14 protein-coding genes and 1 riboswitch are annotated in these 13,578 nt (G+C 45.8%); of the genes, 3 read left to right on the forward strand and 11 right to left on the reverse strand.

The genetic code is table 11. The features are described from left to right. Positions 1-27: 27 nt before the first annotated feature. The 8 genes from thiE to V6259_RS13330 all read right to left on the reverse strand — a co-directional run bounded on the left by thiE (position 28) and on the right by V6259_RS13330 (position 7,447). Complete coding sequence (gene thiE / locus V6259_RS13295) at positions 28-639, reverse strand: thiamine phosphate synthase (protein WP_341584932.1); 612 nt, start codon at positions 637-639, stop codon at positions 28-30. Positions 640-645: 6 nt separating this feature from the next. Beyond that, positions 646-1,479, reverse strand: a complete 834-nt coding sequence (thiM, locus tag V6259_RS13300) for a hydroxyethylthiazole kinase (RefSeq protein WP_341584933.1) — start codon at positions 1,477-1,479, stop codon at positions 646-648. A 10-nt stretch (positions 1,480-1,489) separates the two neighbouring features. After that, on the reverse strand, positions 1,490-2,155 hold the full coding sequence (tenA, locus tag V6259_RS13305) for a thiaminase II (RefSeq protein WP_341584934.1): 666 nt from the start codon (positions 2,153-2,155) through the stop codon (positions 1,490-1,492). 11 nt (positions 2,156-2,166) lie between these two features. Next, entirely contained in the window at positions 2,167-3,114 is a 948-nt protein-coding gene (locus V6259_RS13310; protein WP_341584935.1) for an ABC transporter substrate-binding protein, read from the reverse strand. 72 nt (positions 3,115-3,186) lie between these two features. Continuing rightward, entirely contained in the window at positions 3,187-4,011 is an 825-nt protein-coding gene (locus tag V6259_RS13315) for an ABC transporter permease (protein ID WP_341584936.1), read from the reverse strand. After that, on the reverse strand, positions 4,004-4,759 hold the full coding sequence (locus V6259_RS13320; protein ID WP_341584937.1) for an ABC transporter ATP-binding protein: 756 nt from the start codon (positions 4,757-4,759) through the stop codon (positions 4,004-4,006). The genes V6259_RS13315 and V6259_RS13320 overlap by 8 nt, the downstream gene beginning before the upstream one ends. Then, complete coding sequence (gene thiD / locus V6259_RS13325; RefSeq protein WP_341584938.1) at positions 4,756-5,646, reverse strand: bifunctional hydroxymethylpyrimidine kinase/phosphomethylpyrimidine kinase; 891 nt, start codon at positions 5,644-5,646, stop codon at positions 4,756-4,758. The genes V6259_RS13320 and thiD overlap by 4 nt, the downstream gene beginning before the upstream one ends. 111 nt (positions 5,647-5,757) lie before the next feature. Next, positions 5,758-5,859: riboswitch (TPP riboswitch) on the reverse strand. Between the two features lie 169 nt (positions 5,860-6,028). After that, positions 6,029-7,447: an aminotransferase-like domain-containing protein gene (locus V6259_RS13330; protein WP_341584939.1), complete on the reverse strand. Its 1,419-nt coding sequence runs from the start codon at positions 7,445-7,447 to the stop codon at positions 6,029-6,031. Between the two features lie 291 nt (positions 7,448-7,738). Between V6259_RS13330 and V6259_RS13335 the strand changes: the two genes are divergently transcribed. The 3 genes from V6259_RS13335 to V6259_RS13345 are packed head-to-tail and all read left to right on the forward strand — an operon-like array spanning position 7,739 to position 8,871. Next, on the forward strand, positions 7,739-7,942 hold the full coding sequence (locus tag V6259_RS13335; protein ID WP_341584940.1) for a DUF1127 domain-containing protein: 204 nt from the start codon (positions 7,739-7,741) through the stop codon (positions 7,940-7,942). Further along, positions 7,939-8,550 carry a LysE family translocator gene (locus V6259_RS13340; protein WP_240536909.1) on the forward strand — a complete coding sequence of 204 codons (612 nt, stop codon included), beginning with the start codon at positions 7,939-7,941 and terminating at the stop codon, positions 8,548-8,550. The genes V6259_RS13335 and V6259_RS13340 overlap by 4 nt, the downstream gene beginning before the upstream one ends. A gap of 39 nt (positions 8,551-8,589) precedes the next feature. After that, positions 8,590-8,871, forward strand: a complete 282-nt coding sequence (locus V6259_RS13345; protein WP_341584941.1) for a GIY-YIG nuclease family protein — start codon at positions 8,590-8,592, stop codon at positions 8,869-8,871. Between the two features lie 55 nt (positions 8,872-8,926). On the opposite strand, the gene V6259_RS13350 is transcribed toward V6259_RS13345, so the two are convergent. The 3 genes from V6259_RS13350 to V6259_RS13360 all read right to left on the reverse strand — a co-directional run bounded on the left by V6259_RS13350 (position 8,927) and on the right by V6259_RS13360 (position 13,445). Then, entirely contained in the window at positions 8,927-10,882 is a 1,956-nt protein-coding gene (locus V6259_RS13350) for a RecQ family ATP-dependent DNA helicase (RefSeq protein ID WP_341584942.1), read from the reverse strand. Then, positions 10,879-11,847 (reverse strand): serine/threonine protein kinase, encoded by a 969-nt coding sequence (locus V6259_RS13355; protein WP_341584943.1) that lies wholly within the window; start codon positions 11,845-11,847, stop codon positions 10,879-10,881. The genes V6259_RS13350 and V6259_RS13355 overlap by 4 nt, the downstream gene beginning before the upstream one ends. A 221-nt stretch (positions 11,848-12,068) precedes the next feature. After that, positions 12,069-13,445 carry a hypothetical protein gene (locus tag V6259_RS13360; RefSeq protein ID WP_341584944.1) on the reverse strand — a complete coding sequence of 459 codons (1,377 nt, stop codon included), beginning with the start codon at positions 13,443-13,445 and terminating at the stop codon, positions 12,069-12,071. Between the last annotated feature and the right edge of the window lie 133 nt (positions 13,446-13,578).

Consider the following 13,578-nt stretch of genomic DNA (forward strand, 5'->3'; position numbering starts at 1 on the left):
TTAACCTGATTAAACGAGAGGCATTTTTTATAGTAACGCTTTTATCTCTTCGCTAGCCAATCTTGGGTCTTCGGCCTGACAAATGGCCGATACCAGCGCAATACCATGAACACCTGTTGCTGCGACTTCTTCGATATTGGTGGGATTAATTCCACCGATAGCAACAATCGGCAATGAGGTGGTTTGCAATGCGTCCCTTAAACCGCTAATTCCCCAATGATTGAGCGTATCGGTTTTTGTCGGTGTGGCAAAAATGGCGCTGAGTCCAATGTAATCTATCGGCAAGTCAACAACGTCTGCTAGTTGCTGGTGGCTTTCAATGGACAAGCCCAATAGCTTGCTTGGGCCAATCAGCTGTCGCGCTAAGCTTGCCGGCATATCAGATTGTCCTAAATGAACGCCATCGGCGTCGACCGCTAAAGCCACATCTACTCTGTCGTTAATGATCAAGGGCACACCAGAGCCTTGGAGGACGGTTTTGATGGCGTTTGCCCGTTCGATAAAAGCGCGCACATCATGGTGCTTTTCGCGAATCTGTACCATGGTCACACCGCCTTTAACCGCCTCAGCGACAACGTATTTGAGTCGCTCTAGGGTTAGATTTTCATCCGTGACCAAATAAAGCTGATATGGGTTCATCTGATACTAACCTATGATTCTATCGGAGGTGTCTATCGCTGTGAGCGTTAAGCGTTCTGCCAGTGTTGCTTCATCGAGATTGTAGAGCGCGTCTAAAATCGCCAATTGTAAACTGCCTGGGCCGTTTGCGTGTTCGGCTGCGATTTCACCTGCGACGCCAAACACTGCGGCAGCCGCCAAACCACTGGTTTCACCAATGGCTGAAAATGCCCCAGTCAGTGCAGAAAGAGAGCAGCCCATCCCTGTTACCAATGGCATCATGGCATGACCGTTGTCTAACGCGAGGATGTTTTTTTCTTGCTGAATAAACGTTTTATTGATGATGTAGTCGGTTTTTCCAGAGACCACGACGCTTGCATCATAGGCTTTCATCAAGGTCATGGCCGCTTTTATTGCCGCGCTGCTGCTGTCCATTGCATCGACGCCTTTACCTTGTGAGGATTCGCCCGCGAGCGCAATGATTTCCGAGGCATTGCCGCGAATGATCAAGCGTTCGGCCAGTTCTGCAAAGCGGCGAGAGGTCGCGGTGCGAAGCAGACTTGCGCCACAGCCAACAGGATCAAGCACAATGATTTTTTTATGCAGGTTAGCTTGCTCGATAGCAAACGTCATACGCTCGATCCATTCGCTGTCTAAGGTGCCAATATTAATGACTAGAGCACCAGCAAAGCTCATCATCTCCGCCATTTCTTGACGAGAATGCGCCATAATCGGTGACGCCCCGACAGCCAGTAGCGCATTGGCGGTATTGTTCATTACCACGTAATTGGTGATATTAACCACGAGCGGTTTTTGTTCTCTCAAGATGCGCAGCGCATTGAGAATCATGTGAGTATGCATTGCCATTCTCCTAATTGCTTGCGTTTAAGCCTTGCTGCCAAAAAGCCACTTCCATTCTCGTGGCGGTAGAAAATACCTCGACAAGTTGTTGGCCTCGTTCACTGTCGATGTCAATGTTGGCCAGCAATGTATTGAAGTACTGAGCGCCTTGCTTGGCGTGGTCTTGGTAATCGTCTCCCGCATACAATTCGATCCAGCTTCTGTATGGGTTGTTTTCCCATAGAGTCTTGCTATCGAGACTGATTTGTTGACCGATCACCGCGTACCCTATGGCACATGGTGCTAGGGCGGCATAAAGGTCAACGAGGTTGCCGCTCATGCCCGCATCAAGAACGTATCGAGTATAGGCTAGGGTGCCAAAGTCTTCTCTCTCTTGTTCCATTTGCGTTTCGCTTAAGCCCCAGTCTTGGCAAAAGCTAACATGATGGCTGATCTCGCTGCTCAATAACGCATTCAATGTCGGCAAGGCTTGGCGCATATCCGCTAGAGAATTGGCTTTGTACACCGCCAAAGCATAGGCTCTGGCGTACTGTTTTAAAAACAAAAAATCCTGTTTTAAATAATGTAAAAAGCTGTCGTTAGGTAAGGTTCCTGCCGCTAATTGTGTGACAAAGTCATGTTGTGTGTAAGCTTGCCACTCGGTTTGGCAAGCGTCGATTAAATCTTGATATTGCATAAATCACCTGATTAAAAAGTAGGAAGGTAGTCTTTGGCTGCTGGCAAAGTGGTAATGATTTTATGGTCAAATAAGAAGCGGGCGTAATCATCGTAACGTGCTAAATCGATCGCGGCAGGGCGAAGTGCAAAGCGAGATAGCGTATCTTGCCAAGCCATTTTATTGAGCTTGTTGTCCAGCGTATCTGGCGCATAAGTGACAAATTCTTGCCACGCTTTATTAGGGTGGTTGACTATGTAAGTGGTGGCTTCTTCAATGGCGGTATTAAACGCGTGAATCGCCTTAGTATTGTGTTTATTTGCGTTTACGACAAAGATGAGTTCATCGTAATTTGGCACACCGTTTTCTTCTGGGTAAAACATAACAGGATGATAGCCTTCTGTGATCAGTTGGTTCTTTTCAAAATTGCGCAGTCCGCCCCAAATGGCATCGACTTTTCCAGAGGCCAGTGATGAAGACAGCGCCCAACCGACATTGACGATTTTCACATCATTCATGCTCAAACCTACGCTGTTGAGCATGGTGCCCACGGTAGCTTCTTCGTTGCCGGCGATCGAAATACCAATGGTTTTACCTTTTAACTGAGCAAGAGTGCTGATGCCGCTCTTTTTTAGGGTGATCATTGAATTAAGCGGTGTCGCGACCAAGGTGCCAGAGCGCACCAAGGGCAAGCCTTGAGCAATGTCCATAATCAAGCTTGGCTGGTAGGAAACGGCCATATCGACCTTGCCGGCCGCCACTAATTTAGACGGCGTGCTTGGATCTGCAGGTTCTTGAATGGTTACGTCTAACCCTTGTTCTTTAAAGTAGCCATGCTGTTTTGCGATCACGATGGGGCCATGGTTTGGATTAACAAACCAGTCCAACATTAGGGTGATTTTCTGCGTCTCGGCGAGGGCGTGTGTTGCCAAGAGCGCAGACGCCAAGGTCAGTAGAGTGCTTGCGATGATTTTTTTCACGTGCTTTCCTTTTGTTGTTAGTGAGAGATCAGAGTGCTTTGTTTCTATGGGAAATTGGTTTTAGCAAGAACATTAATGCTCCCAAGGGATGAGCTTTTTGAGGGCAAAGTCGGTGATGAAATACAAAGCCACCGAGAGTAGAGACAAAATAAATAAGGCGGCAAACATGTCATCTATCATCATGCGGGCGTTGGCTTGTAGCATGAGGTAGCCTAAACCAGCGCTGGAGCCGACCCATTCCCCTGCGACGGCTCCGATTGGCGCGATGACGACCGCGACACGAATGCCAGAGGCTAAGGCGGGAAGAGCGGCCGGTAGTTGGACATGAATAAGTTGCTGCCAACGGCTGGCTTGCAGTGTGTGAGCGAGATCAAGAAAGCCTTTCGGCGTGTTATTCAGCCCGTCGTAGCAACAAGTCGTGACAGGGAAAAAGATGATGATGGCGGCCATCACGACTTTTGAAGCAATGCCGTAATCCAGCCAAAGCATTAATACCGGCGCAATGGCAAACACGGGGATTGCTTGGCTGGCAATCAATATTGGCAGCAACCAGCGCTTGACTGGTTTAAACAGCAGCATTTGCAAGGCAAAAAACAACCCCATACTGAGGCCGAGCAATAAACCGAATATAATTTCTTGAGCGGTGACCCATGAGTGGCGCATCAATACGTCGTGGCGTAGTAATAAGCGATCCAACACCGACAGTGGTGTCGGCAAGATAAACGAGGGAAGATCAAAAGCGACAATCAATCCCTGCCAAGTTATCAGAATGGCGAAGACGATAATAATGCCACGCATTAGTGCGTAAAGTGCCTTGCTGCCAGAACTATTGTTGTTAGAACTATTGCTGCAATGGCGTTTTGTTGTCCGGCTGGCCAGAGGCGTTAAATCAGTCATTATCTCGCTCCAATGTCTGGAATATCTGTTGCTGAACAAGCGCAGACTCTGGGTCTAATTCTCGTAGTGGCGGCAGATTGGGCAAGGGCAATGATTCGGCTTGCGCAGGTGAACCGGTTAAAATGTATAAGCTTCCTGCTAGGCGAACTGCTTCTTGTGGATCGTGGGTGATTAACATGACAGTTTTGCCTTTTAACAGGGTATAAGACAGCTTCTGTAGTTTATGGCGGGTCACCGCATCCAACGCCGAAAAGGGCTCATCCATTAACACAAAAGGCTTGTCCTGCATCAGTGTTCGAGCCAGAGCGACACGCTGGCGCATGCCTCCAGACAGGGTTTGAGGAAGTGCATTTTGCGCTGCTAGCAAGCCAACTTGATCCAATAGGAAACGCGCTTTTTCACGCACTTCACGGGTGATTTTTTGTTGGTTAAAACGGTAACTTAAGCAGACATTGTCTTCGACCGATAACCACGGCAGCAGCAAATCCTGTTGCGCCATATAAGCAATGCGGTGCTGAAAAGGCAGGCCATCACTGCAGGTTACGTTACCGCGCCAGTCTATTTTATCGTCTAGTAAACCTGCCAAATAACGCAGTAGCGAGGTTTTTCCGCTGCCGCTGCGCCCCAGCAAACAGGTCCATTCTCCCGCGGGAATGTCCATCGAGATGTCTTGTAAGGTGGCTGTTTCTGCTCCATGGTAATGCAAGCAAGCATGCTGAATAGAGAGTCCAAGTGGTGTCTGGCTCATTGTGTTGAGCCATCTTGATGCAGGGCAAAAAAGTGATTCACTGGACCATGGCCTTGACCAATATGGAGCTGGTCGGCGTGCTTGATTGCTTGGCTAATGTAGGATTTAGCGAGGTGAACGGCGTCGAGCAAAGAGTACCCTTGGGCCAGATAAGACGTCATCGCAGAGGAGAGAGTACAGCCGGTGCCGTGTGTGTTTTTCGTGTGAATCCGTGGAGCAGAGAGCCTTTCGACTGTGGTGGCCGTGATGAGTAGATCAAGGCTTTCTTCTTGGTCGTCTAAGTGACCGCCTTTTAGCAGTATGCAACTTGCCCCCAACGCTCTGAGCGTGGGCACCATGGCGAGCATCTCATCTTCGTTGGTTGGTCTTGGTAACCCGGTGAGCGCAGCAGCTTCAGGAAGGTTGGGCGTGATGATGTCTACCAGAGGGAAGAGCGTCTGTTTGAGTGTGTTAATGGCGCTTTCTTGCAGTAATAAGTCGCCACTGGTGGCAATCATTACGGGATCTAACACAATGAACTTGGGTCGATATTGGCGCAGTGTATCGGCCACGGTGTTGATGATGCTGCTGTCCGCTAGCATGCCTATTTTAACGGCAGTGATCTTGATGTCGCTAAAGACCGCGTCTAATTGGCTCTTAACGTGGTCTAGTGGAATCGGAAAAATAGCCGCAACGCCGAGGGTATTTTGCGACGTAATCGCGGTAATGGCTGAGCAGGCGAAGCCGCCAGTGGCAGAAATGGCTTTGATGTCTGCTTGAATGCCGGCGCCACCGCCGCTGTCTGACCCAGCGATGGTCAACACAATAGGTGTGCCAAGGCCGTTTGGCTGAGACGTTGGGTGGTTGTATTTAACCGGGTTGCTGTGTGGAACAGAGTGACTAGACATATGAGCTCCTAACGGTGACGCAAGGAACTGCATAAGCCAATTTGATCAGAAAGTGTTATCTGAACGCTTTATCGAGAAGCCCAAATTGGTATATGGGACACAGTGGCAAGCACTGTTATCACAATAGTTCCCTACGCCAGTGTTAACTGAATCAGGTTCAACGGGTCTCGTGTTATACGATCTCAGCAAAAAAATGCCCCCCGACTATGATGGCAACGATGGTAACAAGATTTGGTCAAAGACTCATCATTTTTTAATAATGTAAACATCGTCAATAATAATTAGAGTCTTATTTTGTTCTTAGGTATTTGTTCTTAGGTATTTATTATGGATTGTTTTTTATGAATTATTTGCTTGGCACTCTGTTTTATATTCACATAGCCTAAAGTGTTTTGCTAAACCTAAGCAAAATGTGGGCTAAGGTTTTTATTCCCCATTCTCTTTGTTCCATATTTTGCCCACTAAAGTTCACTCTAAAACAGTGACGGTATTTCCCTGTCGCAGAAAATAATGGTCCTGGAGCAAATCCCACCCCTTCTAATCGGCACTGCTCTACTAGCTTTATACTGTCGACACTTTTATTAAGCTCAACCCATAATATAAAGCCGCCATTAGGAAAACTTACTCGAGTATCGTTAGGGAAATAACGTTTGATCACGGTGAGCATATGATCTCTTTGTTTTTCATAGCGTTGGCGCATAGTTCGAATATGTTTATCGTATTCACCGAGGCGAATGAATTGCGCAATAGCGAGTTGTGGAAGTGTTGGGCACATGGAGCTACTGACGTATTTTATGTGAGTTACCTTGTCTCGATAACGTCCTGGTGCAATCCAGCCAACTCGCATGCCAGGTGCGATAGTTTTAGAAAACGATGAGCAAAGTAGTACTCGACCGTCTTCGTCGAAGGACTTAATGGTCCTAGGACGAGGAAACTGGTAGGCGATATCACCATAAATATCATCTTCGATAATGGCAATGTCATAGCTTTGAGCGAGTCGATAAAGGCGCTCTTTTTTGTCGTCTGGCATGGTGTAGCCAAGAGGATTATTACAGGTCGGTGTGACTAAAATAGCTTTAATTGGCCATTGATCTAGCGCGAGCTCTAAGGCTTCTAGACTGATTCCTGTTTCTGGGTGAGTGGGTATTTCCATTGCCTTAAGGTTAGCGGCTTTAATGGCCTGCATAGAACCATAAAAGCTAGGTGATTCAATCGCAACAATATCCCCAGGCTCAGTTACGGCACGCAGACAAACAGAAAGTGCTTCTTGGCAACCTGATGTGACCACGATATCGTCAGGGTGAAGTTGGCAGCCAGAAGCGCCAGCTAAGCGACATAGCTGAGTTCGTAACTCTTGAGAACCCCTGATGTCGCCATAGCCGAGACCTAATTCTGGGCTTTTCTTAGAAAGGTCTGCCAGTGTTTTTAACAGCGGTTTTAATGTTGATACCGTCATATCTGGCATTGCATGTTGTAATTGAGCGCCTTTTTCGTCGCCGCGAATCATTAGCATATTAAAGACTTCTTCCCATTGGGATACATCAAGCGGCCGTTGAGGTGGGCGCGATACGCGAGGGAGATTATCAACACGGGGTTTTTGGACGACAAAATAGCCTGATTTTGGACGAGCTTCGACTAATATATCTTGTTCTAGTTGACGATATGCTTCTTGAACCGTCGAAATACTGACGCCATGTTCTTGGGATAATTGACGCACAGAAGGTAACTTATCACCCGGTTTATAAAAGCCTAATTCGATGTGTTCTCTTAGTCGCTTTGATAGATCTTGATATAGGCTCATGGTGTATTCTCCTTTGCACGTATAGCTGTATTGATTCGTCGCGATATTGTAGCTGAGCCTGCGTCATCAAATTACCATACAGATATTGGAAATTGCCACCATACAGTCAAATAAAGTTTTTTCTGTATGGTTAATAAAGTGATTTTTTGAGTCTGTATTGATTTCAAGTCACTCTCTATACTAGCTGCCCATACACGCAGTGCCTTTTATTATCCTAATGGATATAGGGACAAAGCTTAGAACGAACGTCTAAAGATATTAGAAATAGACGCTTAAAAGGAAGAGCAGATCATGTTGATTATTTCATTATTGACTCACATACAACACTGTATAGAGCGCTATCAAACACGCAAAGCGCTGAACAAACTGAGCGAGCAACAAATGCAAGATATTGGGTTGAGTCATGAAAAGCGCCAAGCGGAATTATCTCAAGCCAGTTTTATTGGGGTTGTTAGCGATCTGCTTCGAACGAACTCAAAAGGAGACTTGTCGTGATTACCGATGCCTCTTTCTTTGTCACCTTGGCATTGTTTGCTTTTATTATGTCGGTGACACCCGGCCCGAATAATATGATGTTACTGGCCTCTGGTGCGCAATTTGGTTTCCGCCGCACCTTGCCTCATATGGTGGGCATTGTATTGGGTATGGCTTCTTTATTGTTTTCGGTATTGCTTGGCTTAGGGACTTTATTTGTACTGTATCCACCGATTTATTTGGTATTGAAATGGATTGGTGGTGCTTATTTACTTTGGCTAGCTTGGAAAGTGGCAAGTGCTCCCGTAGGGCAATTATCGAATACAAAAGAACGGGCGGCTCCTATGCGCTGGTGGCAAGCGTCTCTCTTTCAATATGTGAATCCGAAAGCGTGGATGATGTCGATTGGCTGTGTCAGCTCATTTTCTTTGACTGGCGATTTGTATGTTCAATCTGGTTTTTGGATTATCGTATTTTTTGCTTGTATGGGATTTCTTGCCATAACGCTCTGGGCGTGGGCGGGCGTGACTATTCGTCGTTGGTTAACTGATGACAAGCGCCAACGAATATTCAACTATGGAATGGGATTCGCTACGGCATCGACCTTGCTGTTGATGATAGGTAATTAGATAATACTATTTTGGGTTTGGGTGTTAATGGATTCGACAATGAGTGAGTGGAGTATATACATCATCAAAACTCGGCTAGATACACTTTATACTGGTATTACAACCGACGTAGAGCGCCGCTTTAGAGAGCATTCTGGAGTGAATAAACGAGGTGCTCGATACCTAAAAGGAAAAGGCCCCTTAGAGTTAATGTGGCATCAAACTGTTGGTACCAGAAGTGATGCCTCAGTATTAGAGTATCGCGTCAAGCAACTCGATAAACGTCAGAAGTTACAGCTGATTGATGGAAATATGTGTTTAGAAACGTTAACCAATAACTAGCCACATCGATATTTGCTTATCTATGTGGCTATTTTTGACGTAGGCGTCTCTTAACTTAAGAAAAACTCTTTACAGCATCAAGTACGTCTCGATAAGCCTGTTGTTCGTATTTTGCAAAGCCAGACAATGTGCGCGCTTTTACTTTGGTAAAAATAGGCTGAGTCAGGCCGGTTAAAAAGCGTGTTATTAACACATCAGTAACGACAGTGTTAGGGCTTTTGCTTTGCAGATGAGAGACAAATTCACGGACGTAAAAAGCCAGATCTTGTTGCCAATTATCCTGCTGTGAGGTGAGCGAAGTAAACGCTAGTACCTTACCTTTACAGACCGAGCAATGACCGCAATGTTCGGGCGCGTTTTTATCACCAAAGTATTTTGCTAAGTTGTGGTTTAGGCAGCGATCCAGTTGGAAAAAACGAATCATGGTCGCGATGCGTTCTATCTCTGACACCTCTTTTTCTTCGACGTACTGACTAAGCTGGTTGAGCAGTGTTTCCTGATGAAAGACTCGAGTGTTCACTTGATAAACTTCAGTCAGCCCTTTGCTTTCCAGTGTGATGGCATGTTGGTCAGCAAGAAAGTCTAGTGTTTGCAATACCTCCCCTCGTGACATACCTGCTTGCTGATAGATGGCATCAAAATTTGGACTTCCCCAAATTTTCTTATACTGAATCCCGTTTAATATCGCATCATAAGTGTTTTGCATCTCAGCGGGAATGCGTGCTTTAAAGGCAAAGCGATCGGTTTCCCATTTGAGTCGAACGTCGGCGTAATAGCTGTATTTTGGTTCTATGGCAGCAAACATTTCAAGTTGTACTAATAGGGTTTTCAATGGTAAAGAGCGAATATTGGTTTGGTTGGAAAGGCCGTACAGTTGCGTTTCCCACTGATCCGTATGCCACTGCTCATCATGAACTGTTTGTTCTTTGATTTGGCTTAACAGCGCCTCTATTTCATGGCGTTGTGGGGTATCGCCATAGACAAAGCTTTCTAAGGTGTGCAAACCGTCTAAGCTCGCCAACATGACACATCGGCTTGGTAAATTGTCACGTCCAGCGCGACCAATTTCCTGGCTGTAGTTTTCGATCGATTTGGGCAAATCATAATGGACCACGAGGCGGATATCCGCTTTATCGATGCCCATGCCGAAGGCAATGGTGGCGACGATAATCGGCGTCTGGCCGGACATAAAGTCAGCTTGAATTTGACGACGGACATCGTCTTTTAACCCGGCATGATAGGCCTTTGCAGGAAAGTTATTCGCCATCAGAGTATTGGCAATGTCTTCCGCTGTTTTTTGTTGGGTGACGTAGACAATGCTAGGGCCCGATACCTCGATAAGTACTTTTTTAAGCTCAGACATCTTGCCGTCGCTTTGTACTGGAATCAGTTCGATGTCTAAATTGGCGCGGTAAAAACCGGTTTGAGTGATGTGTTCAGGAAAAATATTAAATTTCTGCGCCATGTCTCTTTGTACTCGGCGTGTTGCCGTTGCCGTGAGAAGCAGGACCAAAGGAATTTGAAGCTCTTGCTGATAATGGGGGAGTTTTAAATAATCTGGTCGAAAATTATGGCCCCATTCAGAAATACAGTGAGCTTCATCAACGACTAACATTGAAATCGGTACTTGTTTGATAAAACGGCGAAAACGCTCGTTTTTAAAACGTTCCACTGAAATCATCAGTATTTTAATGTGACCGTTTTGCACGCCTTCCATGACCGCTTGGCTGTCTTCTTTGGTTTGGCTGGAATCCAAACTGGCGGCGGCGATGCCTTTGCTTCGCAAGAAGTCTAATTGATCGTGCATCAATGCAATTAATGGCGAAATAACTAAGGTCAGATTAGGCAGTTGTGTCGCTGTAAATTGATAACATAATGATTTGCCAGAGCCAGTAGGGAATACTGCTAATGACGAGTGCCCAGCGAGTAACTGTTGAATCGTTTGCTCTTGACCTTGGCGGAATTGGTTAAAGCCAAAGAGCGCTTCTAATTTGGATTCTAATGCATTCATAGAGACATGTTTCCCCATTCTAGTTCGCAGCTTTTAAGTTCATTCAAATGATTGATCCAGTATTCATCACTGGCAAACCAAGGGAAGGCTTTGACAAAAGCAGGGTCATGCCAACGCTCTTGTAACCAAGCGGCGTAGTGGATTATTCGAGCGCTTTTAAACACATCAATTAAACCTAGTTCACGCGTGTCAAAAGGCAAGTAAGTTTCATACCCTTCGATTATTTCGCTGAGTTGTTGCCTTGGGTTTTCCGTTTGCGTTAGGTGTAGCCACAGGTCTTGAACCGCCACACCATTTTGGCAGTCATCAAAGTCGAGAAGGTGGAATTGATCATTGTGAAGCATTAAGTTGCTGCGATGGCTATCGCCATGAACCGGACGTAACTGTGTTGGCCAGTAGATATTGAGTTGCGCTACGCTCATCTCATGAAGACGACTAATTTGCTTTTGATATTCTGCTTTGAGTTTCTGAGGTAAATGATCGCCCGTTAGAATACACGCGGCGGCTTGTTCGATTTGATCTAACGGCGAGACACTGATGCGATGCTTAAAAGGTGTCGACATGGCTTGATGAACTTGTCCAATCAGTTCGCCAAGTTGATACAGCTGATCAAGGTTGTCGGCTTCAGGATGTTGTCCTGTTAATTTGGGCGAAAGAGTAAAGTGTATGTCGTTGTGATGGAATAGGGTTTTCCCTTCAAACGTCAATGGTGCGACCACAGGAATGCCTTGTGCTTGCAGAGCCAGCAAGGTCTCATGCTCTTCACCAATTTGCGCATCGTTCCAGCGCCCGGGTCGGTAAAATTTGGCGATCACCGGTGAGCTGTCTTCAATACCGACTTGATAAACGCGATTCTCATAGCTGTTGAGCGGATAAATACGCGAATCACACCATAATCCTGTGGATTCTACGGCGTCTAAAATAACGTCAGGAATAAGACCTGAAAATGTGTGTGTCGCGGACATAGTGTTGGCTCTAAAAAAATCAAAGGGCAATAATAAACATGGCTGAGAGTAAGAATAATTCGTTATAGCAAAACAAAAATCGATGACAGCCGAGCAGCGTCATTATAGCAAGATGTTTATAGCGCGTGGGGCGTTTACTGGAAGTTTTGAAAACACAGTCAGACGTTTAGCGCCTGACTGTTTTTCGGATCATGGCTCAATTACTTTCGCTGTATTGAGGTTTACTTAGTCTCACCTGTCGATGAGCTAGTGCCGCTAGAAGGCACTGGCGTACTGTCTTTATCTAGAGTATTCACAGCTTGTTTTTCTGTTACTTCCGTAGTACTCGCTTTAGCGTCTGTTGTTGCTAGGTTTTCTTCCGCCTCAGCGTTAGCAGGCGTTGTGATGGTCGTGGCTTTTGCTTGAGCTGATTTTTTCGCTATTTCAAGTTGTGTGATTAAATTAGCGACTTGGTTTTGCAGCGAGGTAGCGTATGCGCTTTTATCGGCAAGCTTGGTGTTAAGAGTGTCAATTTGCTTATTTAGTATGTCTAGGTTATTGTTCTGCTTAACAATGGTAGCTTTTAATGCTTGTTGAGCGGATTGAACAGCCTGCTCATTTTTCATGCTGTCTCTGATGAATTGAACAATAAGTTCACTCTGTTTACTGAGTCTTTGGTCGCGGGAATCGACAGCGCCCAATTCGTTAGAAATAGCCAATAAGAGTTTCTCAAAACTCAAAATATAACCTTCATCGGCGCTCGGCGGCATAGCGCGTAGTTTTTTCACCGCAATAGACACTTGTTCTGCATGATTAATGGCAAACATTACAGAGTCAGCTTTTTCTTTGATTTTTGCATTGGCTCTTGGTTCTGAGGCAATAAAGGCTTCGGCGTCCATTAGTGCCGCTGAGGCTTGCGCTAATGTTTGTGGCGCAGAGTTTTTTACCAGCGCAAGTTCAAGTCTGGTTAATTTGTCTTTAGCGTCTGATAGGTACACTTTGATGGCGGTTTTTATTTCTAAACCACGCTGTTTACCTAATAAAGTAGGCTGTGCTTTGATGGCAGCATCGGCTTTGCCTTCTGCAACTTGGTCTACTAAATGCTTCAGATCACTATCCAGCTGCTTGTAAGTAGTAGGGTAAAGTGTGTCGGCTCCAATTACTTTTAGTTGTTTGCGGTTGGCAAACGCATCTTCAAGGGTATTGAGTGCTTGCTCTCGAATGGCTTGAGCTTGGCTTATTTCGGCAGAAAAGGTGCTTAAGTTTTCGAGTGCGGCTTCCATATTAGTTTGAGAATTGAAGAAGCCAATGTTGTCATTGGCTTCGCTTGGGTCTGAAGAAAATTCAGCATAGTAGCCTTTGGCTTTATCAAGTGCTTGTCGTGCCTTGTTGACGTGACTGGTTGCAAACCAATCGAGTTGACTGTCACTGGCTGAGGTCAATGTAGCAGAGGCGTTATCGATCGATACCTTAACGGCGCTTATTTCTGTGGATAATTGTGATTGAGCCGCGCTATCGACTTTACTCGGTGCGGATGAGCTGCTTGGAGAAGAGGCACAGCCAGCTAACGTTAGGGTGATTGTGGCCATCATGGCTACCATTTTAACGCTGTATTTCATTACATTGTCCTTATTGCAGAATAGTAGAAAGCGATATCACGCGTCGTATCGATCAATAAAATGGGGTTGTTGTCGTTTTCTAATCAAAATACTGACACTTTACTGAAGGAAGTAATAGTAGCTACCTGCAGCA

This window comes from Marinomonas sp. TI.3.20, assembly GCF_038155025.1.
Lineage (GTDB): Bacteria > Pseudomonadota > Gammaproteobacteria > Pseudomonadales > Marinomonadaceae > Marinomonas > Marinomonas flavescens.

Excerpts from the sequence above, each read along its gene's own strand:
- V6259_RS13345 (WP_341584941.1), top strand. The coding sequence starts at position 8,590 with ATGAGTGAGTGGAGTATATACATCATCAAAACTCGGCTAGATACACTT.
- V6259_RS13355 (WP_341584943.1), bottom strand. The coding sequence starts at position 11,847 with ATGTCCGCGACACACACATTTTCAGGTCTTATTCCTGACGTTATTTTA.
- V6259_RS13330 (WP_341584939.1), bottom strand. The coding sequence starts at position 7,447 with ATGAGCCTATATCAAGATCTATCAAAGCGACTAAGAGAACACATCGAA.
- thiE (WP_341584932.1), bottom strand. The coding sequence starts at position 639 with ATGAACCCATATCAGCTTTATTTGGTCACGGATGAAAATCTAACCCTA.
- V6259_RS13350 (WP_341584942.1), bottom strand. The coding sequence starts at position 10,882 with ATGAATGCATTAGAATCCAAATTAGAAGCGCTCTTTGGCTTTAACCAA.
- tenA (WP_341584934.1), bottom strand. The coding sequence starts at position 2,155 with ATGCAATATCAAGATTTAATCGACGCTTGCCAAACCGAGTGGCAAGCT.
- thiM (WP_341584933.1), bottom strand. The coding sequence starts at position 1,479 with ATGCATACTCACATGATTCTCAATGCGCTGCGCATCTTGAGAGAACAA.
- V6259_RS13360 (WP_341584944.1), bottom strand. The coding sequence starts at position 13,445 with ATGAAATACAGCGTTAAAATGGTAGCCATGATGGCCACAATCACCCTA.
- thiD (WP_341584938.1), bottom strand. The coding sequence starts at position 5,646 with ATGTCTAGTCACTCTGTTCCACACAGCAACCCGGTTAAATACAACCAC.
- V6259_RS13320 (WP_341584937.1), bottom strand. The coding sequence starts at position 4,759 with ATGAGCCAGACACCACTTGGACTCTCTATTCAGCATGCTTGCTTGCAT.
- V6259_RS13335 (WP_341584940.1), top strand. The coding sequence starts at position 7,739 with ATGTTGATTATTTCATTATTGACTCACATACAACACTGTATAGAGCGC.
- V6259_RS13315 (WP_341584936.1), bottom strand. The coding sequence starts at position 4,011 with ATGACTGATTTAACGCCTCTGGCCAGCCGGACAACAAAACGCCATTGC.